18 protein-coding genes and 1 CRISPR repeat array are annotated in these 21,509 nt (G+C 51.1%); of the genes, 6 read left to right on the forward strand and 12 right to left on the reverse strand.

The genetic code is table 11. The features are described 5' to 3' along the window. The 3 genes from E1162_RS01435 to E1162_RS01445 form a co-directional block, all read right to left on the reverse strand. Window positions 1-660: 2-dehydro-3-deoxygalactonokinase (locus tag E1162_RS01435; RefSeq protein WP_257098564.1), on the reverse strand; the 660-nt coding region annotated here is incomplete at its 3' end. Window positions 661-829: 169 nt separating this feature from the next. Further along, a complete protein-coding gene (locus E1162_RS01440; RefSeq protein WP_155125883.1) occupies window positions 830-1,495 on the reverse strand; it encodes a GntR family transcriptional regulator in 666 nt (221 codons plus the stop codon). 92 nt (window positions 1,496-1,587) lie between these two features. Then, window positions 1,588-2,388: an enoyl-CoA hydratase/isomerase family protein gene (locus E1162_RS01445; protein WP_155125886.1), complete on the reverse strand. Its 801-nt coding sequence runs from the start codon at window positions 2,386-2,388 to the stop codon at window positions 1,588-1,590. A gap of 493 nt (window positions 2,389-2,881) precedes the next feature. On the opposite strand from E1162_RS01445, the gene E1162_RS01450 reads away from it, so the two are divergent. The 5 genes from E1162_RS01450 to E1162_RS01470 all read left to right on the forward strand — a co-directional run bounded on the left by E1162_RS01450 (window position 2,882) and on the right by E1162_RS01470 (window position 8,232). After that, complete coding sequence (locus E1162_RS01450; RefSeq protein ID WP_155125888.1) at window positions 2,882-3,901, forward strand: TRAP transporter substrate-binding protein; 1,020 nt, start codon at window positions 2,882-2,884, stop codon at window positions 3,899-3,901. Between the two features lie 145 nt (window positions 3,902-4,046). Continuing rightward, window positions 4,047-4,655, forward strand: coding sequence for a TRAP transporter small permease subunit (locus tag E1162_RS01455; protein ID WP_257098565.1), 609 nt, complete (start codon window positions 4,047-4,049; stop codon window positions 4,653-4,655). Continuing rightward, entirely contained in the window at window positions 4,655-5,977 is a 1,323-nt protein-coding gene (locus E1162_RS01460; RefSeq protein WP_257098566.1) for a TRAP transporter large permease, read from the forward strand. The genes E1162_RS01455 and E1162_RS01460 overlap by 1 nt, the downstream gene beginning before the upstream one ends. Window positions 5,978-6,259: 282 nt before the next feature. Next, window positions 6,260-7,462 (forward strand): CaiB/BaiF CoA transferase family protein, encoded by a 1,203-nt coding sequence (locus E1162_RS01465; RefSeq protein ID WP_155125890.1) that lies wholly within the window; start codon window positions 6,260-6,262, stop codon window positions 7,460-7,462. Beyond that, the gene (locus E1162_RS01470; RefSeq protein ID WP_155125892.1) at window positions 7,459-8,232 is read left to right on the forward strand and encodes an enoyl-CoA hydratase/isomerase family protein; all 774 of its coding nucleotides are present in this window, start codon (window positions 7,459-7,461) and stop codon (window positions 8,230-8,232) included. Before E1162_RS01465 ends, E1162_RS01470 begins: the two co-directional genes overlap by 4 nt. A 130-nt stretch (window positions 8,233-8,362) precedes the next feature. On the opposite strand, the gene E1162_RS01475 is transcribed toward E1162_RS01470, so the two are convergent. From E1162_RS01475 to E1162_RS01495, 5 genes are read right to left on the reverse strand one after another with little or no spacing between them, the layout of a single operon-like run. Next, window positions 8,363-9,268 (reverse strand): dihydrodipicolinate synthase family protein, encoded by a 906-nt coding sequence (locus E1162_RS01475; RefSeq protein ID WP_257098567.1) that lies wholly within the window; start codon window positions 9,266-9,268, stop codon window positions 8,363-8,365. After that, window positions 9,258-10,379, reverse strand: a complete 1,122-nt coding sequence (locus tag E1162_RS01480) for a glycoside hydrolase family 88 protein (RefSeq protein WP_155125897.1) — start codon at window positions 10,377-10,379, stop codon at window positions 9,258-9,260. Before E1162_RS01480 ends, E1162_RS01475 begins: the two co-directional genes overlap by 11 nt. Window positions 10,380-10,390: 11 nt before the next feature. Continuing rightward, the gene (locus E1162_RS01485) at window positions 10,391-11,602 is read right to left on the reverse strand and encodes a CaiB/BaiF CoA transferase family protein (RefSeq protein WP_155125898.1); all 1,212 of its coding nucleotides are present in this window, start codon (window positions 11,600-11,602) and stop codon (window positions 10,391-10,393) included. A 27-nt stretch (window positions 11,603-11,629) separates the two neighbouring features. Further along, window positions 11,630-12,895: a CaiB/BaiF CoA transferase family protein gene (locus E1162_RS01490; protein ID WP_257098568.1), complete on the reverse strand. Its 1,266-nt coding sequence runs from the start codon at window positions 12,893-12,895 to the stop codon at window positions 11,630-11,632. Window position 12,896: 1 nt separating this feature from the next. Next, entirely contained in the window at window positions 12,897-14,054 is a 1,158-nt protein-coding gene (locus E1162_RS01495) for an extracellular solute-binding protein (protein ID WP_155125902.1), read from the reverse strand. 786 nt (window positions 14,055-14,840) lie between these two features. On the opposite strand from E1162_RS01495, the gene E1162_RS01500 reads away from it, so the two are divergent. Next, a complete protein-coding gene (locus E1162_RS01500; RefSeq protein WP_155125904.1) occupies window positions 14,841-15,173 on the forward strand; it encodes a hypothetical protein in 333 nt (110 codons plus the stop codon). A gap of 300 nt (window positions 15,174-15,473) precedes the next feature. Here E1162_RS01500 and E1162_RS01505 read toward each other — a convergent pair whose 3' ends face one another. From E1162_RS01505 to E1162_RS01520, 4 genes are all read right to left on the reverse strand, one after another. Next, window positions 15,474-16,511, reverse strand: coding sequence for a restriction endonuclease (locus tag E1162_RS01505; RefSeq protein ID WP_155125906.1), 1,038 nt, complete (start codon window positions 16,509-16,511; stop codon window positions 15,474-15,476). A 329-nt stretch (window positions 16,512-16,840) separates the two neighbouring features. After that, entirely contained in the window at window positions 16,841-18,115 is a 1,275-nt protein-coding gene (repC, locus tag E1162_RS01510) for a plasmid replication protein RepC (protein ID WP_155125908.1), read from the reverse strand. 254 nt (window positions 18,116-18,369) lie between these two features. Beyond that, window positions 18,370-19,440: a plasmid partitioning protein RepB gene (repB, locus tag E1162_RS01515; protein ID WP_155125910.1), complete on the reverse strand. Its 1,071-nt coding sequence runs from the start codon at window positions 19,438-19,440 to the stop codon at window positions 18,370-18,372. Then, complete coding sequence (locus E1162_RS01520; RefSeq protein ID WP_155125912.1) at window positions 19,437-20,789, reverse strand: AAA family ATPase; 1,353 nt, start codon at window positions 20,787-20,789, stop codon at window positions 19,437-19,439. Before E1162_RS01520 ends, repB begins: the two co-directional genes overlap by 4 nt. A 363-nt stretch (window positions 20,790-21,152) precedes the next feature. Next, a CRISPR array of direct repeats spans window positions 21,153-21,446; the repeat unit is 32 nt; unit sequence GTTTCAATCCACGCCCCCGCGTAGGGGGCGGC. The last annotated feature ends 63 nt before the right edge of the window (window positions 21,447-21,509 follow it).

A 21,509-nucleotide genomic window follows, 5' to 3' on the forward strand; every position in this document is an offset into this window, starting at 1 on the left:
GGTAAACAGGCGGTTGAGCAGCGCGCCGGAGTTGCCATCACGCGCACCAATGCGTACGCCTTCAGCAAACCATTCGCAGTCTTCACAAACGTCCTTACCGAAAGCACCCAGAATGGTTGCTGTGGTCAGCGCGTGGAACATTTCACCGGTGATGTAGGTACGGTAGCTCTGGATCGCGCCGTCACGGATATCAACGTGTTTGGAGTGGGTGCCCGGAATGATCATGGTGGCGTTGGCAATGCCGAGCATTTCCAGTGCGCCGAAGATTTCGGTTTCCTCGCCGCGCATCACGTCGGCCTTATCGCCTTCAGCCATAATGCCCGGAATGAACCAGACATCACCGATGCCTTCCACTTCGATCTTGGTCATGGCTTTGGACAGGGCGTCCGGCTTGGTTGGCATGGTGGCGTATGGCACTTCTACCCAGCCATTGCGGGAGCCGATCATGCCCGAAAGGATCACAGGAAGGCCTGCACGGTAGCCTTTGAGCGCTGGAATGTGGGTGCGGAACACCTCTTCAAAGCGGCCCTTGGCTTTCAGAATACCTTCGTCGGTGGAAATGGTGTCGATGACCGAACGGTCTGCCCGAACAGTACGCGCACGGAACGAACTGGTGCCCCAGTCAACGGCAACCAGAACTGCGCTCATCTCGTCTTGCATGGTGATCCCCTTGTGATCTTTCAAAAAAGGGGCGCTCTCAGTAGGCGTTCAACAAGACAGCATTATCCTCCGCTCCAGATAAGAACGTCGGAGGATCACAGCTGTTTTTGGCAGGGTGACGCGTCTTTGAGAGGGCGCCTTGATGATTGGAGCTAATAGCGGCCTATAATTATTTGGCCAGCAGGGTTCGAGAGAACCCCTTTTCGATGTGTTGACGGGCAGCATAGGTGTACTCGGCAACGTTTCTCGTTTCGATGCTATGAATTATGTGCTCGTGTTCGGAGATAATCAGGTGTACATCCGGCACGCCTTCCCCTTCATGCCATCTCTCACTATGGGACGAGATACCGATTGATTGGTACATGCCAACAATGAAGTGGTTTTTCGTGGCAGATATAATTCTTTGATGGAACAGAGCATTTTGCTCGATGAAGAAGTTATAGTCCTCATAATTGAGGCTGTACTGTCTTGCCGAGATCTCTTTGTTCACCGCCTTTAAGTACTGAACATCTTCATCAGTTGCATGTGCAATCAACGGTGAAGCAACCGCAGTTTCAATGAGAATGCGTGCTTCCTGCCATTTCAGGATATCTTCTCGAGTTGCCGGAGGGGCGACCCGATACCCTTTGTTTGCCTCGTAAACCAGCAAACGTTCTGCATGAAGCCGCGCCAGAGCCTCGCGAACCGGAATGGCACTTACACTATGGATCTTCGCGAGCTCCGCAATATTCAGCTTTCCGCCCGGTTCAATAGCTCGGGTTGCAATGGCCCGCTTAACAGCACGGTAAACTGCAGCGCCTGCGCTATCAGAAGTATGGGTTTCAGGTTCGGTCATGGTCACTCTCAATGATCTGCATAGCCTTTGTATGCACCACAAAGGCTCAGGCACGTTACAAGAAGTGCCTGAGCCTCATCTATAATAGGAGCTTAGTTGCCAGAAAACACAGGTTTTCTCTTCTCCCCAAATGCAGCGATGCCTTCTTTGGCATCCTCGGTCAGCATGCAGTAGGAGTACATATCATTTTCCCATGCAAGGCCTTGGTCCCAAGTAGTACCCTCTGTCTGGCGGATGAGCTTCTTGGCTGACTGGATTGCTACAGGCGATAGGCTTGCAAGAAGCTCCGCCATTTCCATGGCTACTTTTTCAAGATCTTCGCGCTCAACGATTTCTTGCAGGAAGCCCATTTCATAGGCGCGTTTTGCATCAAACTTCTCGCCAGTCAGAATGTAGCGCATACCGTTGCCATATCCGATGAGGCGCGGGAGAATGGTTACGTTACCTGAACCCGAATGCCAGCCATTACGGATTTCCGCAGCGCCAAAAGTGGAACTCGGGGTAGCAAGGCGGATATCAGCACAGATAGCAACTTCCAAACCGCCGCCGAGACAGTAACCATCAATTGCGGCGATGATCGGCTTTTTGAAACGCAGGAGCGGAGCGATATAATCGCGTTTGTAGTCGGCTCTATTGCGACCTTCCCAGTTGGAACCAAGCTGGTGCAGCATATTGATATCACTACCCGCAGAGAATGATTTCCCACCGGTTGCCTTGATGAGCAAAACACGCACCGCGCTATTGCACTCCAATTCAGTGCAAATGTCGGTGATGCGCTCAGCCATTTGTACTGTTAGGGCGTTAAGCTTTTGCGGGCGGTTAAGCGTCATAACCGCTACGTGACCTTCGATTTCCAATTCCACGCAGTCTCTGACTTCATCGAGCTGTGTCATGCGTTCCTCAATAAATGCTGTTTTCGGATTATTTGCGTGATTGTTGTGAATTCACGAATGAATCATATACCCAGATAAATCACAGCCATTCAGAAATTCAATCAGATAATATACGATATATCATAATTCCATGCGATTTCCGCCGATATTTAGCATCTAACGCGCCGTAATACGCGATAACTCCAATTGAGACTAAATATTTCAGTCAATAGCATATATGAAATAAGAGGTCCTCATGCATTCATTATATATGATGTATTTGTCCCTCGGGAGGTTGAACATGGAGATCTTTTGCAAGGACCCGTCGCAAAAAGGGTCTTTCATAAACACCACTGGTTCTGGGAAGGGACCAAGTCACCTATGTAGGTGAAGGTGACTACAGAAATCCATGTTTCTTAATTTCATAAGTATTTCAATTGCATAGACACTTATGAAGAAACTTAGCATCGTGATCTGGGGTAAAATGCACCCAGTCCGTGCAGTGGAGGAAGTAATGTTAGGTAAGTTGAAACTGGCAGCTTTGGGCGCTGTCGCTGGTGTAATGATGGTGGGCGGTGCATCCGCTGCAGAATACCAATGGACCTTCCAAGGTTCTGAATCTGCAGGTGAGCCACAGTTCGTGCTGAAGCAGGAATGGGCTGAAAGCGTCTTTAAAATGACCAACGGCCGCGTAAAGATCACCTTCATGCCAGCTGGCGCCGTTGTTCCTTACAGTGAAACTCTTGAAGCTGTCGGCGCAAACATCATTCAGGGCCAGTCTACTGCAACATCTTATTTTGCAGGTAAAGATCCAGCTTTTGCAATGTTTGGCGATATGGTGGGTGCGTGGGGCGATCCACTTGAGCTGGTAGAATGGCTTAAATACGGCGGCGGCGAAGAGCTGTTCCAAGAACTCATGCACTCCTACAACGTTCACAACATCGGTGGCCTTGCAACCGGCGTTGAAGCATTCCCTTCCCGCAAGCCAATCCGCTCGGTTGAAGACCTTAAGGGTCTTAAAGTGCGCGCTCCGGAAGGTATGGTTTATAACGTGTTCGCTGTAGCAGGTGCTGCACCGGTTAACCTGCCAGGTTCCGACGTTTATACCGGTCTGGAAAAGAACGTTATCGATGCTGCGGACTATACTGTTCTTGCGACTAACCAAGACATGGGCTTCCATGCCTTTGCTAAATACCCTTCCTACCCGGGCTTCCACTCTGCACCTCTGCTAGACCTTTCCATCAACAAAGGTATCTGGGATGCGCTGCCTGAAGACATCAAGGAAGTACTCGAAGTTTCAGCAGACCAGCTCGCATACAAGATGGTTTACACTCTGAAGCAGCGCGATATCAAAGCAGTTGAAATCATCGAGCAGGATGAAACCATCGAACTCGTGAACATGCCTGCTGAAGAACGTGCGAAATTCCGCAAAATCGCTCAGGAAGAATGGCAAGTCTGGGCGAAGAAGTCCGAAATGTGCGCCAAGATCGTAGAGTCCGTCTCTGAGTTCCTTGAACGCCGTAATCTGATGTAAAGACTTCTTAAAGGCACCCGGTACTCGCTGGGTGCCTTTCTTCAATAAACTCCTGTCCATGAACATATTTAGGCATCAACGTCGGTGTTAGTCGCACCGGTGATTAGAGAAGTTGTGTCTGAATACCTTGAACGAGGCAACAACGATGACCACGACTACGGAACGGTCGGCGTTAGAAGAGCAAACAACTCTCCTTACTGAGGAAATGCACGCAACTGACGGAATTATGCGCACCTGGCTGGATAGACAGGTTGCCAAGGTGGGGGACTGGGTTGCCTGGATTATTCTAGCTAGTATGGCAATCTCTGTCTTTGAAGTCTTTTCTCGATACTTATTTAACTCTCCAACCTCATGGGTCCACGAGACCGTCGTATTTCTGGTTTCCATTGCCTTTTGTATTGGCGGTCCTGTTGCGCTCGCACGCGACAAACACATCCGCGTTCGCATGATCTACGACATGCTTCCACCAGAAAAACGTAATTACCTAGATATCGTAAACACGCTGATCGCCCTTTTATTCTGTGTGGGCTTCACCTACGCGTCCTACTTGATGATGCTCAAGTCCGTATTCAATCCAGCAGGTGACATTTATCTCGCACGCTCTGGCACCTACTGGAATCCTCCATTCCCAGCATACGTCAAGATGATCATCTTCGGCACACTGTGTGTCATGACACTGCAGTCCATCATGCATCTTATCTATTTCCTGCGCGGCGGCGATGCTCGCTTTTTGAATAAAGAGGAGAGCAAATAATGCTTGGCTTAAGTGCAATGGGCATTGAGTGGGGCACTTACCTACTCGTCGGCTCCATCTTCGCGTTGCTCGTAACCGGTCTACCGCTCGTATTCACTACAGGTCTAGTGGCGCTTTTCTTCACCTTCGGGTGGTTCGGCGACATGGCACTGCCTCTCGTAACTGCACGAATTTTCGGCTTTATCTCCGAATACTCTCTGGTTGCAGTTCCAATGTTCATCTTGATGGCGTCTCTGCTTGACCGCTCTGGCATTGCACGAGACCTGTTTAATGCCATGCGCGTCTTTGCAGGACGCCTGCCGGGCGGTGTGGCCGTACAAACCCTGTTTGTAGCGTTCTTCCTTGCAGCAATGTCTGGCATCATTGGCGGCGAGATCATCCTGCTCGGCATCCTCGCACTGCCGCAGATGCTTCGCCTCGGATATGATAAAAACATCGCTATCGGCGTTTGCTGTGCAGGTGGCGCACTCGGCACCATGGTGCCTCCATCCATCGTGCTCATCATTTACGGTATGATGGCATCAGTATCGATTGCAGAACTGTTCCTCGCGGCAGTTATTCCTGCAGTCATTTTGATGCTCTCTTATGTTTCCTACATCCTCATTCGCTGTAACCTCAATCCGAAACTCGGCCCACCACAGCCAGAAGAGGAAGCCAATATTCCGTTGAAGGAAAAGATCAACGGTGTGAAATCGGTTATCCTACCGGTGCTGGTCGCAACAATGGTGCTGGGCTCCATCTACGGCGGCATTGCTTCGATTACGGAAGCAGCGGCAATGGGTGTGTTCGGCGTGATCCTTGCTATCGTGATCCGCAAGGAGTTCTCCGTTGATCTTCTGAAGAAGTCTGTCCGTCAGACCATGGTTACCTGCGGCATGATGGTATGGATCGGTATTGGCGCAGCAACTATCGTTGGCGTGTACAACCTGATGGGTGGCAACCAGTTCGTTTCTCAGACGATCCTTGGCATGGACACCTCACCGATCTTCATCATCCTCACAATGATGGCTATCTTGCTGGTACTGGGTACATTCCTTGACTGGATTGGTATCGCAATGCTGACACTGCCAATCTTTGTGCCGATCGTTGTTCAGCTTGGTTACTCACCGGTCTGGTTCGGTATTCTGTTCTCCATCAACATGCAGGTATCGTACCTCAGCCCGCCTTTCGGCCCGGCTGCCTTCTACCTCAAAGGCGTCGCCCCACCGGAGATCTCGCTGAAAGACATTTTCGTCGCGCTTATCCCATTCATCCTCATTCAGCTGTGCGTGCTCGCGCTGATGATAGCCTACCCGAACATTTCGCTCTGGATGGTCGGCTAACGCAAACACAAAGGAGGCAGACATTTTCTGCCTCCTTTCCCTCAAGTCCCACTATCAACCAACTGGCGCACTTAAGTTTAATTCTCTTTTTGTTTCGATCACCTGCCGAACGGGGAGCGTGATCCCTTAAGCCATCTGGGCGATGTAGCGAACTGCTTGACTGTAAAGACTAGCGCTACGGCTCTCATGAGCGAACGAGATCAATTGCGGCTCGATATCTATCAGAGTGATAGACACAGAAGATGATGCAGAAGTCCGTTGGAATTTCGAAACGGATCTACAATGTCCATCCTAAAAAACTACCGAGTACTTGATTGTTCCATTGCCATGGCTGGCCCTTTTGCGGCACAGCGGCTAGGTGACATGGGCGCAGATGTAATCAAAATCGAACCTGTTACCGGTGAATGGCAACGCCACGTTTCAGCTGGCGGCTCAAAAGGCAACAAGATCAACACGTCGTTCTTGTGTCTTAACCGCAACAAGCGCAGCCTTGCCGTCAATCTCAAATCCGAGCAGGGCAAAAAAATTCTCTATGAGCTTGTCAAAACCGCTGATGTTTTCATTCAAAACTATCGCGCCGGCGTTGCTGAGCGATTGGGCCTTGATTACGAAACGCTGACACAACACCAGAAGAATCTCGTTTACGTATCGATGTCGGGCTACGGTGAAAGCGGTCCGTACACCACACGGCCTGGACAGGATATGCTGGTGCAAGCCCTTTCTGGTGCTATGTACTCGACAGGTTCGGTCGATGCTCCGCCAGCCCCTTCCGGCCAGTATGTTGTAGACGCGACGACTGCCTATACAGCTTTTGAAGCTGTACTTGGCGGCTTGCTGCACAGAGAGCGTACCGGTGAAGGCCAGCTCATTACAGTCAATATGCTGGACTCCATCATTGCGCATCAGGTGCAGGAACTTACGATTTTCTCCCATGGGCACATTCCGCAAAAACGTACCAACTCCGATCATGGGCACGTCTACATTCGCGCGCCCTATGGCATTTTTCAGACAGAGAACGGCTACATTGCTCTTGCAACACCAAACCTGAAGACGCTTGGCGAACTGATTGATGAGCCAGCATTTTTGGACATGGATGACGAAATCGACGGGCATAAACAACGCGACTTCATCACCAACACCACTCGCAAGGCGCTCGTCAAAAACACAAGTGAGTACTGGCTCGAAACCTTTGACCGTGTGGGCATCTGGTGCGGCCCGGTCCATGACTACCAGTCTATGATGGAAGACCCGCAGGTCATTCATAACAAAAGTTTTGTCGAATATGATCACCCGACAGAAGGCCGCGTGAAGACACCGGGCTTCCCGATCAACTTCACAAAAGCACCGTGCGCCATTTTCCGTCCTACACCGCAAGCTGGTGAGCATACCCACGACATTCTGAGCGAGCTGGGCATAGGCCAGAGCGAAATCCAGTCCCTCAACGACGCGGGCGTTATCAAAGTGATGGAGGAGGATACAAAATGAGTGACTTCATTCTATTCGATGTTCAGGAAGGCGTAGCAACAGCCACTTTGAACCGGCCCGAGAGGTTGAACGCCGTAAACCCCTTAATGAATGACGAGATTGTCTCTATTGTTGAGCGGGTAAACAATGACAGCGAAATCAGGGTACTGGTGCTAACCGGAAGCGGGGACAGAGCTTTTTGTGCAGGCAGTGACATCAAGGAGCTGAAGGACTATGGCTCTCCTTGGGCTCACCGGATGGCAAAAGACTACTGCGATGCAATCCGCAGTGTTGTGAAGCCAACTATTTGCGCAGTGAACGGCTACGCAATGGGGGGCGGTCTTGAACTCGCCCTTTCCTGCGATATTCGTGTCGCAACTCAAAATGCCAAATTTGCCTCACCTGAGATCAAGCTCGGCTGGATTGGCGGCGGCGGTATGGCTGCATTCTTATCGCGTGCTGTTGGCCCATCCAAAGCTGCTAGAATGCTCTACACAGGCGACCCGATCGACGCACAAACAGCGAAAGACTGGAACCTTGTAGACGAAATCTTCGCGGACAACTCAGCAATGATGGCTCATGTCACAGAGCTTGCAAAAGTAATCGCAAGCAGGGCTCCCATTGCTGCGCAAATGGCCAAAATCAACCTACATTCTGCGGCTTCCATGCCATTGGAGCAGGCCATTATGTATGAACGCGATCTTCGCACCATTGGCTTTGCAACACAGGATGCAGCGGAAGGTAAAGCCGCATTTGCTGAAAAGCGTCCGCCCAAATTTACTGGGCGCTAAGGGCCTATCAAATTACCTAGGAAACATGCAAAAAGGGCCTCCTAATTTAGGAGGCCCTTTCTCTGGGAGGGAATGGAACTATTCCTCGTGGAGATGATAACAGTTCCCTCTCTATCGCTTACAGCATCAACTAGGGAGCGACCCTGTAAGGACCCAGTCTAGAAAGCCAAGTCTGACCCGCTTCAATAAAGAAGGGGTCGAAAACGATCGCATCCGATCTGCAAGTGCTCGCGTTTTCTAGGCCAATTCTTCGGGTGTACATGTGTTTGCCGTAGTAAATCGCTGTGTGGATCGATTGCATCGAGAACACAGCATACGGCAATAGCTCCTCATAAAAGTCCTGCGCCTGCTCGAAATCACCCTTCACGAAAGCGTTGTAGAGCTGCACTTGAACGTCTGCACAGTCCGGCGCCGGAACAAGGCCAACACAGCCTGCTTTGAGGTTGTCATAAAGCTCAAGGCCACCACGGCCGTTGAAGACAGACACCTGACCTGCTAGCTGGTCAACGTAAGGCTTCACCGTTACGACCGGCCCCTCACCTTTCATAACCTTAAAGTTCGGACGCAGACGCGCGAGCTCAATCATATGTTTAGGCTCAAGACCGCAACCGATATACTCCGGCGCATTCTGAATGCCGGTTGTAATTTCAACGCCTTCCATCACCTCCACATAGAACTCCAGAAGTTCTTCAGAGGTCGGCTTAACGCCAAGAGGCGGCTGGAAAATCATCCAGCTCGCACCTGCATTTTGAGCGTATTGGGCAAGCTCTCGCTGTTCCGCGACCGTTCTGCCAGCGATGGTCACCGCGACCGGAACTTCTCCTGCAACAGCATCGGTCGTCCAGTCGATCAACGTTCTACGTTCATCCGGAGTCAGTGAACCGACCTCGGTAATCAACCCTAGAACAGCAACGCCGTGAACCCCTGCCCGCAAGCTGTGCTCGATCTGTTTTTGAAAGTTGGTTCTGTTCAGCGTTCCATCTTCGTTGAAAAATGAATAGAGAACCGGATAGATACCGCCAATGTCATTCGTCATTGTCTGCTCCTTCAGAAGCGGAGAAGTAATGATTACGATCATTGATTGCAGTGAGAACGGGACCTTGGCCCCAAGGAACAATGAAGTTTAGCGGCACGTACCAGTAGTGTTCTTCCACCAGAGCAGAATAAACCGCAGCTGAAACTCCCTGTAGGTTGCCCTCGGCATCCAGATTACCCACCATGGCTTTGAACGCACGAGCTGCTGGTTCTTCAAACTCTTCGCGAGGTAGAATTCCGCAAGCCATGCCGCGATAGAACGCCGAAGCCATGAAAGCGGCGGTGGAGCTTTCCGGTCCGGAGCGCGGCTCATGAACCAAGCAATGCCAGTTACCATCTTCAAGCTGATAGCGAAGCATGGTTCGCGCGAGCTCCAATGCCTCGGTTTTCACACGGTCCCAGTCCCTACAAGTTTTCGGTGCAAGCTTTGCAACATCGAGAAGACCCAAAAGCGCCCAGCCCTGACCACGGCCCCAACCGCGGATGTAAGAACGCTGCACGTCCTCTAGCCAGTAGTGGCAGTAAAGGCCGGTCTCTTCATCTTGGAGCAGCTCTTTATAACCGAGGATCTCTTTGATAGCCACGTCAGCCCAACCGCCTTCTGGATCAAGCTTCGCCAAGTGGGCATAGAATGGTGGATCAAAGTGCATGCAGTCCAGATAGATGCCCGCTCCCGGAGCCTTCATCTGTTCTTGCTGCTCTTCACTAAGCTCTACTTCACCATAAGGTTCACGCAGAGAGCGCAGTGTATCAGGGAATGTGATGGACACATCATTCACTTTGCGGCGCGCATGCAGGTAATGAGCAAGTTTAATGGCAGCTTCGGTTAGAAGCTTATCGCCGGTGCGGTCCGCAACTTCGCAGATGGCATGGCCAGCCGCTGTATTGTCATCCAGCAAAAACGGCTCGATACGAGCTGCCCATGCTCTGAAGAAGCCCCGCGAGAACTCCAGATATGCAGGGTCTCCGAGATAGTCAGAGGCAGCAATCAGACCTTCGAAACCAACTGAATCGCCATAAAACCAGCACTGGAATTCATGTTCGACAAGGCGGTCTGCAATCGAGGCAACAAGCTCGCTCGACAGTTCATAAGCATCATTGGAAGTAAGCATGTCTGGTGGCCTTATTTAACGATCTGTTTTTCGCGAAGGGTGCTGATGGACTGGGCATCGTAACCATACTCAGCCAGAATTTCGTCGGTATGCTCTCCAAGGCCCGGAGCTGGCCTAATTGCCGGAGTATTATCAAACCGGATGGCCGGAGCGAGCGTTGTGTAGGTTCCGCCCTTGTGGCCCTCTACGAGGGTGAAAAGGTCCTTGAATTGCGGATGAGTTTTGATGGTTTCATAGTCATTGACCGGGCCAACCCAGATGCCCAGAGCAGTCATTTTCTCTAGCCAGAACTCGGTCGTATTCTTCTCGAACTCTTCCCGTGCAATCGCGAAGACTTGGTCGCGCCACTTGAGATATGGCTCACCAGAAGCAATGTCAGGGCGTGCTGCGCCTATCTCAATAAGCTCAGGGCGGTCAAATGCTTCTGCCACACTCGGGAAAGTCGCATGGGCAATAGCTATCCAGCTATCCTGCGTCCTGTAGATGTTATACGGCGGCTCCATCCACGTTGAGACTGCGTCGATATCCGACTGCTTGGCGATATTTCCGCTGGTTAGATAAGTGGAGATTTCCTGCACCTGAATTTCGAGAGCAGCAGAAAGCAGTGATACTTTCATATGCTGGCCCTTTCCGGTCTTCATCGCTTCGATGTAACCGGAGAGCGCTGCTTCTACCGCCAAGTGAGAAGCGCAAGTATCAATGATATAGATTGGCGATGTACTCGGCTTTTGATTGCGGGCACCACCGTTAAAGGTAAGACCAGAGAAACACTGCACCAGCAGATCCTGACCCGGCCGCGCAACCATTGGGCCTTCGTCGCCGTAACCTGAAATCGAGATGTAGACGAGCTTGGGGTTGATCTTCTTCAAGGTATCAAAGTCGATTGCCAAGCGCTTTTCGACGCCGGGACGGAAATTCTGTACCAGAACATCTGCGGTTTCGACCAGCTTATAGAGCAACTCCCTGCCCTCATCTGCTTTTAGATCAATGACCATACCGCGCTTGTTACGGTTGATGGTCAAGAAGGCGCTTGACTCTCCACCATGTACGTAACCGGCAATTGGCCACAGGCGTGAGAAGTCACCTGAAGGAGACTCTACCTTCAAAACGTTGGCACCCAAGTCACCCATTCTAGAGGTAGCCAGAGGGCCAGCCATGGCAAGCGTTAGATCAAGAACTGTTACACCGGACAACGGGCCGGGTTTATTATTAGGCACGAACATAAAGGGTGTTCCCACTGTCTTTGAATTTTAAGAATAGATGTGCTGATAGACGGCGCCGTTTTCTTCAAGATTGGTGACCTCTTGAGAGGAAAAACCAAAGTCTTGAAGGACTTCTCTGGTATCTGCAGCGTAGAGCGGCGCTGGCGTTAGTTGAGGCTCCTCGAGCCCGTTAAACTGAATAGCGGGCTTGGGTGTTGTGTAGGTGCCATGAACCGGATGGCTCATCGTGCATAGGTATTGCTGAGTTTGCGGGTGCGCCAGAAAGGTCTTGTAATCCTGTACAACCATGCACCAGACATTCTTGGGCGAAAGGTAAGCATCCCATTCGATTGCCGACCGTGTGGCAAAGACACGTTCCAGTTCGCTATAGATTGCATCGCGCCATAGTCTGTGAGATTCAATATCTGAAACCGGCTTGGGATTTTTAGCCAACTTGAGCAGCTCGGCACTTTCCAGATAGACCGCAAGCTCTTCCAAATCGCACTGCGCCATCGCCAGAAAACCATCAGCTGTCCTGTGAATGCCGTAGGGAGGCCCCATCCAAATCGAAGAGCTGTCAAACTCTGTACGCTCAGGCGGGGTTTCATGAGCAAGGTACGTCGAAATTTCCTGCAACTGCATTTCCATCATGCCACCGAGCATGGAGACTTGAGCAAATTGCGGTTGACCGGACTTTTTCGCCTTGAGCAGCCCAGCAAGTACTGCCTCGGTTGCAAGGTGCGACGCGGTCACATCCACCATGAAAACCGGCGAAGGCTGCGGATTGCCACCTTTTGAACCACCGTTCATGGTGAGCCCGCAAAAACTCTGCAAAAGAAGATCCTGTCCCGGCCTGCCCTTCATCGGACCTTCAGTGCCATACCCCGAAATCGACACATAGACGAGTTCGCTGTTCAGGTGCTTCAACGTGTCGAAATCAACGCCAAGGCGTTCTGCAACTCCGGGGCGGAAGTTCTGAACAATGACATCCGCCTTCGCAACTAAGCGATAGAATGTTTTTAGGCCCTCAGGGTCTTTGAAATTGATAGAGACAGATTTCTTCTGTCTGTTCATCATTACAAATGCGGTGGAATCTCCAAAGGAGTTTAGTTCACCGATAGGAACGTACCGAGAAAAGTCGCCGCCCTCCGGCGCTTCTATCTTGACGACTTGAGCACCCATTTCTCCCAAGCGCTGAGTTGAGAGAGGCCCGGCCAACGCAAGGGTTAAGTCCAGCACGATGACACCGTCCAGCGGTAGACTTCTATCCAACATCGGCAGATCATTTGGAGCACGCGTTGATGCACTATACATCTCACCAGCTCCGGAAATGTCTAACTGACAGTTCAAGAACATCATTCATGAACGTCTGTTTGCTGATATTGCCGCGAAGAAGCAGCTCTAGCCGGTCACCACTTTGGGACTCAAACTCTTGGTAGCCATAAAAGCGCGGCCGTATCCATGCCGTTTCCATCGACCGACGGATAGAGCTGTAGTAACCATTGAAACGATCGTCTATTTCTGCGTTATCCCAGCACTCTACACGTGCTGGCTGACCGTGGAACGCCGCGAAATAGTCACTCTGGACTTCTGCTTTCAGCAACCAACTCAGATAGTTTTGCGCTTCTGCTTTGTACTTGCAGAACGCGCTCATACCAATTGCAGCGCCGCCAATTACAGAGCCAGCTTCGAATGGCTCATAGCGACCAGGCAGATTGGAAAACGCCAATCTGTTTTGGTAGATGTTTTTCTCGCCATAAACCGCATAACCATAAACGCAGGGCGTATAAACGATATCATCGCGAAGCGTCATTGCATTGTGCAGATCAATTGCGTTCCAATCGCAACTTTCAGCAGAACAGAGTGGCAGCAATTCCAGAAGCGCATCAACGCAATCTGACAGGCAGTCTTTATCTATAGCAAAAGGTTCACCGACCGTTGTACCCCACGGCTTACCAGCATTGGCACACAGCGCTGCCAAGACCAGAAGGCCATGGTGACCGCGAGCCGCAAAGCCGAGCTTCTTACCTTCGAGCTGAACGCGATGACCAAGATCGATAACATCCTGCCAACTTTTCGGAACTTCAGCTCCAACCGCTTCTAGTAAATCTTGCCGGTAAACTGCGTGGTTGGTAGCGCCATCAATCGGCGCGCCCATGGTTCTGCCTCTGTATTGATAGGTTTCAAGGGACCGGCCAATAAAATTAGAAGCCTTGTCAGCCTCTAACCCCGCAAGCTTAAGAGGCTCGAAGATTTGTTCATTGAAGAGCTTCCCGCAGTACGGGTGGTCGAACACCACAAAGTCAACGTGCTGTACCAGCTCCTCAAGCGGCTGATGCTCGAAATCCGCAAGCGTTCTAACGTTCCATTGCACGGAAACGTCTTTAAACAAATGACTGTAGCTCAGGCTCGCTACTCTCAAGGGGTCAATGGCGCGAATATGCCCCCACGTTACGCCAGTCAACTCTATCATATACCATAATTCCCGCAGGCTCTCTAATTTTCATATATGATATTGCGCATAATTAGCAGTCTCAATTGGCTTAAACCCTTATTACACTACGTAAAATTGATAATTTCATATCTTATCCTGTATGATTTACCAGTTTATCACGCATCAAGTTCATATGATTTTCGGTATTTAAGTATATGATTCATCCAAATAGGTAGCGAGCAGTACAGACCGCTACTTGAGGCACCCCACGGTAGCTGGCGAGCGGATCGTTGATACGAGTCGGACTGTGAAGCTACCTTGAGTAGGTCACAGGAAGATGCCCAACGCATCACTGGAGCATTTTGGCTGTCTAGTCGCTCCATAACCTGGAAGCATGACAACGGGCATGGCGATATGAGGCGCTCGAAAGGCGAAGGCGTTTGACGCGAAAGACCATAGCAATCTGATCATGCGCAGATAGACACCCTTGAGTGTGACATTAGGCTTGCTCCGATCGATGATCCTTTCTCGTTGTCGGACATGGCGGGCTAAGCTCCTGCCCTGTAGCTCGAGCAATTTTCTGCGCAACTCAAGGCTCGGTGCACTTTCATACCCGGGCCCTAGAACGACCTAGCTTATCTGTGAGCTGATCACGCGGCATTCTCCAACGCTTGATACGCTTATGAAAGAACCATTTGGCCGCTTTTCATCAACCTATGATAACGACAGTACACCCCTAGGCTCTGATGGAATGGATGCCTCCCCCCGCGGCTTTCTGCGACCCTACGCAGAGTTGTGGTTCTACGAGCAACGGTGGCATTGTTTATGGACGTAGCAATTGTTGGGGCCGATCTGTCAAAGAACGTGTTTCAGCTACACGGCTCTGGTCCGGAGAGAACCACCCTCTTCTCAAAGAAAATGTCGCGGACAAGGTTTCTTGCGTTTTTCAGAGGCTTACCGTCTTGCCTTGTTGCTCTAGAAGCGTGTGCAAGTTTCCACTACTGGGCCAGACAGATCGTCAAACTTGGTCACGAAGGCCGCTTGAAAGCGCCTATCTATGCCAAACCCTTTGTAAAGCAGCACAAGAATGACGCCAACGACGCCTTTGCTATCGTTGAGGCGGCAGCGCGCCCTACCATGCGGTTTTGGGAAGTCTAAAGCGAAGAGCAGCAGGGGCAGCCCATTGAGCTTCGTACCCGCGAGCTTCTGGTTCGTCAGCGTACGCAGCTGATCAACATTTTACGAGCGTATCTGGTAGAGCATCAATACATGGAGCAAACTTTTTACTGGGCCAAAAAACTTAGAAAATAAATTCAGCGCACTACTAATTGCTTCACGACAAGCGCACTAAACCGCGCTCCAGACCAGCATGTTCTATTGAATAACGGTCTCAGCGGGCCGCTTATGGGAATTGTTTTCTACACGAGAGCTTTTTGTAACAGAGCCTGCATTTTCGGGTTAGCCTCGAATCGATTGCTCGATACCCGAATGCAGTATACCTCGCAGGATTAAATCCATTAGCTCTTTGCCAGAAATCACGGATACCGGAACCCCGGTTTTCTCAGTGAGCTTAGCAGCACACTCTTCGAAAGCTGGCGAAGCTTTGGCTTGGGTCGACGCCAAGACAGCTTGTATCACCTGACGTGGTTCGCCATCGGCTTCACTATAGGCTGTGATCGCTTGCTCAAGCTGTCCGATAACCTCTGCTCCAACTTCATCACGATAGTCTTTTACCTGTATAACGATAATCCATGGTTCTCCACCGAACGGATTTGGTAATTCAACAACCAAATCTGCGCCTTGCTCTCTGGGACCACCAGTCGCCTTAATTTGACCGGTCGGAAAATGTAGGCTGAGAGCGCTCGCAATTACCCCTTCCCATTCCGCTTTTCCTAAAGCTCCATGTAAGCCTTCAGTGAAAGATTCCAGCAGCGCGGCATTTGCAGTGTCGAGAGCCTGCGCCAAAACTGATGCTGTTCTCTGCATATTAGTGCTGTGAGCGATCATGCTCTCATCGTTGGCATGCTCAAGAATACGCATTATTGCGGCGTCGCGCCCTCGAATTTCCCATGCTCGCCCGGCGTTGCGCAATGTGGAGCGAAGTTCACTGTCTACATACGGATTGGTGTTCGCCACCCCTTGCTTTGTGAGCAACTCAACTTCACGGATATGCCCAAAGTCGTGATCTTTGTGGTCAATCTGAAATCGGTAAGGGCCAGTGACTTTTACCAAAGCAAACATGCCTTGCTCAGGCATATTGGGAACTAAGACAATATCCCCGTTTTGCCAGCCGCCTTCTTTCCCTAGCATATGCCGATGCCGGAATGTCTCGCGCTGAACAGCGCTTTGATCCTTTACGTCCAGTTTCGCAACTTGACGAAGATCTTGGCTTTGGTCGTAACCCCAGCCCTGCCTTAAGCGACCTTCTTGTAACTCCGACCAAAAATAATCGTTGTGCCCACGTGATGTGCGGGAGGCCCAGTATCTTATCGTCATCAATCTTCAAAACCTATTTAGGCATTTGGAATCTCTTATAATATGGAAATTGAACAACATAAAACGCAGAAGTCAAATTCGATCAGCGTGACCGCAAATGATAAGGAAATTAGAATCTGCCAAACTTAAAGATACTCATCAACTGCATGTAAGAATGCAGGTAAGCCATGAGATTAAAATTGACGGTGCTATCGCAAACTTTAAGCAGGAATGGAAGGATCAGTTTTCTCTCGACAAGTGGGCTCCATGAGGAGCGCATTCGAAGGAAGTCTTTGTCTAGGGGGTGCACGCGTGCACCCCTTGCCCAATTAGAGTTGCCGAAGAACCAACTAATTTGAAACAAGCCCAAACAACGACTTGTGCAGGGCCAATTCTCCAACGGCCGCCCGGTCAATACACGCCCGGAAATATCCCGCAGGATTGCTGATTAGATGCGGATCTCGCAGAGATTTCTCCACGGTTGTGGCAAGAACGGCAGCGGATTGGTGTTGCCCAACACGCTCTTGCGCTTGTGCCAGCGCGGACGGTGAAAGCCCAATCAGAAGCGCCATATCCCGCTGCGAGGCAATCAATTCGGGCCAACTTTTGTAATCCGAGCCCAAGGTTTCGCGCAGGCAGTGCGTAGCTGATATCAAGAGATCGATAGAAACACTATCAAGTCCTGCCGCATTTGAATTGCTCGCAGATTTTTCTCGGAATTTGCTTAAAGTGCTTTTTTCAAAAGCCAAACTAATTCCGCGTTTTGCGGAATTCTCATATTGTGAGTGATCAGCGTAAGCTGATCGCCGATTATCACTACTAGATTCAAGAGATTGAGGGTTTGTATTATTATAGGGGATGACGTTGATGTCACCCTCGCATGTCATTTCTTCTGATATAGAAACAACTGCATCCTCTTGGTGGGCTTGCTGTTCAGCAAAGCGGGAAACCAGCGTTTCATAGAGAAGGGCTAAAACCTCGGCCTTTTCTTCCAGCATCATCGAGGTTGAAAGAACTTTCTCAACTTGCTCGCAGATATCTTCGATAGGCATGCTCTCTTGATCTGCAAGCAGCTTCATATCCTCAATAGCGCGTAGCAGCCGGTTGATCGAGCGCTTAGCGTCCTTCTGAGCCTTTAACTTGGCGGCAAAGTCCTCTCCCAGAGCACGCAGCTCTTGTACGCGTTGACGGGCAGGGGAGAAGTCAAAGCCAAAACCGCGCTCGATCTCACCCATTTTTCCGTTCTTGAATTCACCACGGTGCACGTATCGCCGGCCCGTAGGGCTGTCGCGGTAAGCAATAACGCCCGCTTCCACCAAACGTTTCACGCAACGCATGACGGTGCGCTTGGAGCGGCACACATATTCGGCCAGCTTCTCGTTAGAGATCGCAACAATGGGCCGGCGGTTTGGTTGCCAGTCATCTGCGCAAGTAAGGCCAAGGAGAATATCAAGAATGTGATAGCAAGTCCCATCCACGCCCAAGGCGGGAGCTGCCTTCTTCAACGCCATGGCCACTTCGCCCTTTGTGGTCTCGACAATATCATTGGCTAAAGCGAGATGCTGACTGCGCATCATGGCTGGCGTCAGTTTTCTGAATGATGCCACTGAACCCGGATTTTGCATAGAAATGCCCCTCGCACCTCAAAAATGAGGCACGCCCAAAGCTGCATGAAACACATGCGTTCATTTTTCTTGGCAAAGCAGGGCGAAAGACACGACAAAACGAATCGTCCCGTAAAAGAGACAATTGCATTTTGCGAGCTAGCGAAGTACGGTGTAACAGCTATGAGGGTACTTCGAAGGTTCGCCGATGAGTGCCGCTATATTACGGCCTTGCAGATTGCAGTCTGCGAGGCCGTCATTTTATGACAGCTAAATCATGTGTCATCTCCCTGCCCGTCAAACTCACGCCACAGTTCGTTCATTCGGCCTTGGAGATAATCTGCGAATGCTTGAGCGCGTTGTTCGTCTTTCAGCACGATCTTAAATGCCCGGCCTCGTGCTTCCATCAGGGCGTTGCCCGAACTGGTATGAATGAGGGTAGGGGGCTTTGCCGCTGCCTTGGTGCCAGACTTTAGCTCGTCTTCAGACTGCGAGGATAACTTTGCGCTTTTTACTAGTGCTACTTGGATAAGATCCAGCACCCACGCGAAGCGATCTGCACTTGCCATGGCCTGCCATTTACCGGCGTTTTTGAGCTCCAAAATGCTGTCACGCACGCTGGCAATGTGTTCAGGCTCTTCACAAGCCTTTGCAATAACTTCCCATTTTACCCTGCCCACACCTGGCGCAGAGCCGATGCTCTCCAAAATATCATTGGGCACACGGCGAATGATGCTGGTTAGCTTTGAGACGCGGGTTTTATCACCAGCCCCAACAGCTGCCGCCACCACTTCGCGGGTAAAAGTTTTTGCCAACTGGGCAGCAAAGAAGCACTGCTGGATATAGGTGAGGTTCTTGCGTTCCTCGTTTTCCTTGCCTTGTGCAATAACAAGCTGCTCGTCGGTCAAATTTTCGACCACGGCGCGCACGGCAATATCCAGAGATTGACAGGCTTTTACCCGGCGATGACCGTAGGCAATCTGGTAATGGCCCGGCATGGATGGGTGAGGGCGGACCAAAACAGGGACCTGCTGGCCGTTTTCCAAAATACTTTGAGCCAGAGAGCTTAGTTCATCATCATCGGTTTCAAACGCCCGGTCCATAGCAATGCTAGGCATAAGGAGCTTGGCGTCCAAATTCTTGATGACGAGACTAGGATCTATGGTCTCGGTGCGCTGTTCTGTCAAAGAGTGGAGGGCAGCCCCCAAGCGGCCAACGGCACTGTTTTCGCGGGGCTTTGCCACAGTCTCGACGGCATCCTGCACACCCGAGCGCGCAAGGGCTGCGTTGTTGCCAGTCATGATAGCGCTGAGTTTTGATTTATTTCTTTTGCGCTTCTCGTTCATGATCGTCCCCAGTAAGATTTGATCAGGTCTTCCACTTCGCCGTTCACCTTGTTGACCGAGTCCAGAGCGCGGTCATAGGTCTTGCCGTTAAAGTTGGAGCGTTCTGCTTCATACAAGGTCTGTTGCACATTGCCCGCTTCTGCGATGGCAGAAGAGCGTAGCATAGTGTTGGTGAGTACATTTTGCAGCTGGCTGCGCAGCATGGTCACCACATCAGTCTCCGGACGGGAGGTGTTATCGTGACGGGTAATGAGGTACTGCAGGGTTTTAGGAACCAGATATTCTGGCCCAAGCTGCTTGGCGACGGTTTCCTCAAAAAACTCGTTATGGGCGATGGATGTGGCCAGATATTGCGCCATAGATTCACAATCGATCCACTGCGGGTGAATGGTCACCAGCAAGTGATCGGCTGCAAAGGAAGCGGCGTTGGAAAGATACCCAAGGCTTGGCGGTGTATCGCAGATGATAACGTCGTAGTCTGGCTCCACATCCTCAAAGGCCAGCTGCAAACGGGTAAAATACAACTTGCGCTGCAAGCAATCGGAAAGGGCGGCGTTTTCACGCTCCAGTTTCACTTCCAGATCGCGCAGGCGGGCGTTGCTTATGCCCTTTTGCTTCTTTTCATCTTCGATATCGAGAATACGGTTGCGGATGCCCGGCTCTTCCTGACCTGCAAGCGTTGCCTGATGGGGTGCAAAGAACTCCCATTCGGTCAGGAATGGACTGCCGACGGCCAGATCCAGATTATCAATGTAGGTTTTCTGCACCACTTCACTGAGCGGACGCGCGTCTTGGTAGCGAATGGCTGCAAACAGCGATTCTTCTTCCGGTACCAGCTCCGGAACAATGCCCAGCATGGACGATGCCGACCCTTGAGGGTCAAGGTCAACAAGCAGAATTCGATAGCCATGCAGCGCGAGATACTGGGCCAAATGCACGGAGGTGCAGGTTTTGGCAGAGCCGCCCTTGAAGTTGGAGCAGGCCAAAATCTGTAGATCGTCATCTTCGCGCCGGCGCGGATCGTAATTGAGCGCCTTGGCCATATCATCGCCGGCCTTGTGCGCAAGAAAGCGGCGGATCTGGTTCATTTCCTCTAGAGAGTAAAAGCGCCGCTCACCGCGGCCCACCTTTTCAATCTCCAGTCCCATTTCATCGGCGGAGAGCGCCAGATAGCGCGCTGTGATGCCCAGATAGCTGGCAGCTTCAGACGCCGGAAATTTGCGCAGCACTTTCTGTGCTTTAGGCGGAAATTGGGATTGCGCCAAAGCAGCAAGCGTGCTGGATAACGCCTTGTGATCGGCTTTCATCTGAGAAAGCATAATCCCGTGTTCAAGAAGGTCGCTAGCCATTTCCCAAGTTTTCCGAATTTTTAGATTAAACAAGAATTGCCTGAATAATTCGCATTTCCAAGCTGGAAGTCAACGGCGCTTTAGTTAACAGAGTCTTAAGACTGCGTGACCCTTACGGCATAAAACCATTTATCTATTTGATTTATATTGTTTTTTCACCCTTTCACCCGCTTATCACCCGCAAGGGAGATGGTGAAAAAAGCAGGCGATAACGTTTCATCTGAAATAAATTCGAACAGATTCCTCCGCCTCGAATCGTAGCCTTGAGCGCTCCGGAAGCTTTGTTAACGGCAAACGAACGCACAGCCGCCCCCGCGTAGGGGGCGGCCTGTTTGTGAGCCGTCCTTTATTCGTGACCGGATGGATTCAATCCACGCCCCCGCGTAGGGGGCGGCTCCCGGCTGGTATTGCTGAGCATGCGATCATATTGTTTCAATCCACGCCCCCGCGTAGGGGGCGGCTTGTTGCTGAGATGGTGCGCCAAAACAGTTTGGAGTTTCAATCCACGCCCCCGCGTAGGGGGCGGCGATCTGTGACAGCGAGCATGCGTTGATTTACTCGTTTCAATCCACGCCCCCGCGGAGGGGGCGGCGCTCATCCTTGGTCAGGACGTGAACCATGGTGAGTTTCAATCCACGCCCCCGCGTAGGGGGCGGCACCGCTAACGCTTACATCAGACAGATTACCCAAGGTTTCAATCCACGCCCCCGCGTAGGGGGC

The organism is Pseudovibrio flavus, assembly GCF_009711345.1.
Classification (GTDB): domain Bacteria; phylum Pseudomonadota; class Alphaproteobacteria; order Rhizobiales; family Stappiaceae; genus Pseudovibrio; species Pseudovibrio flavus.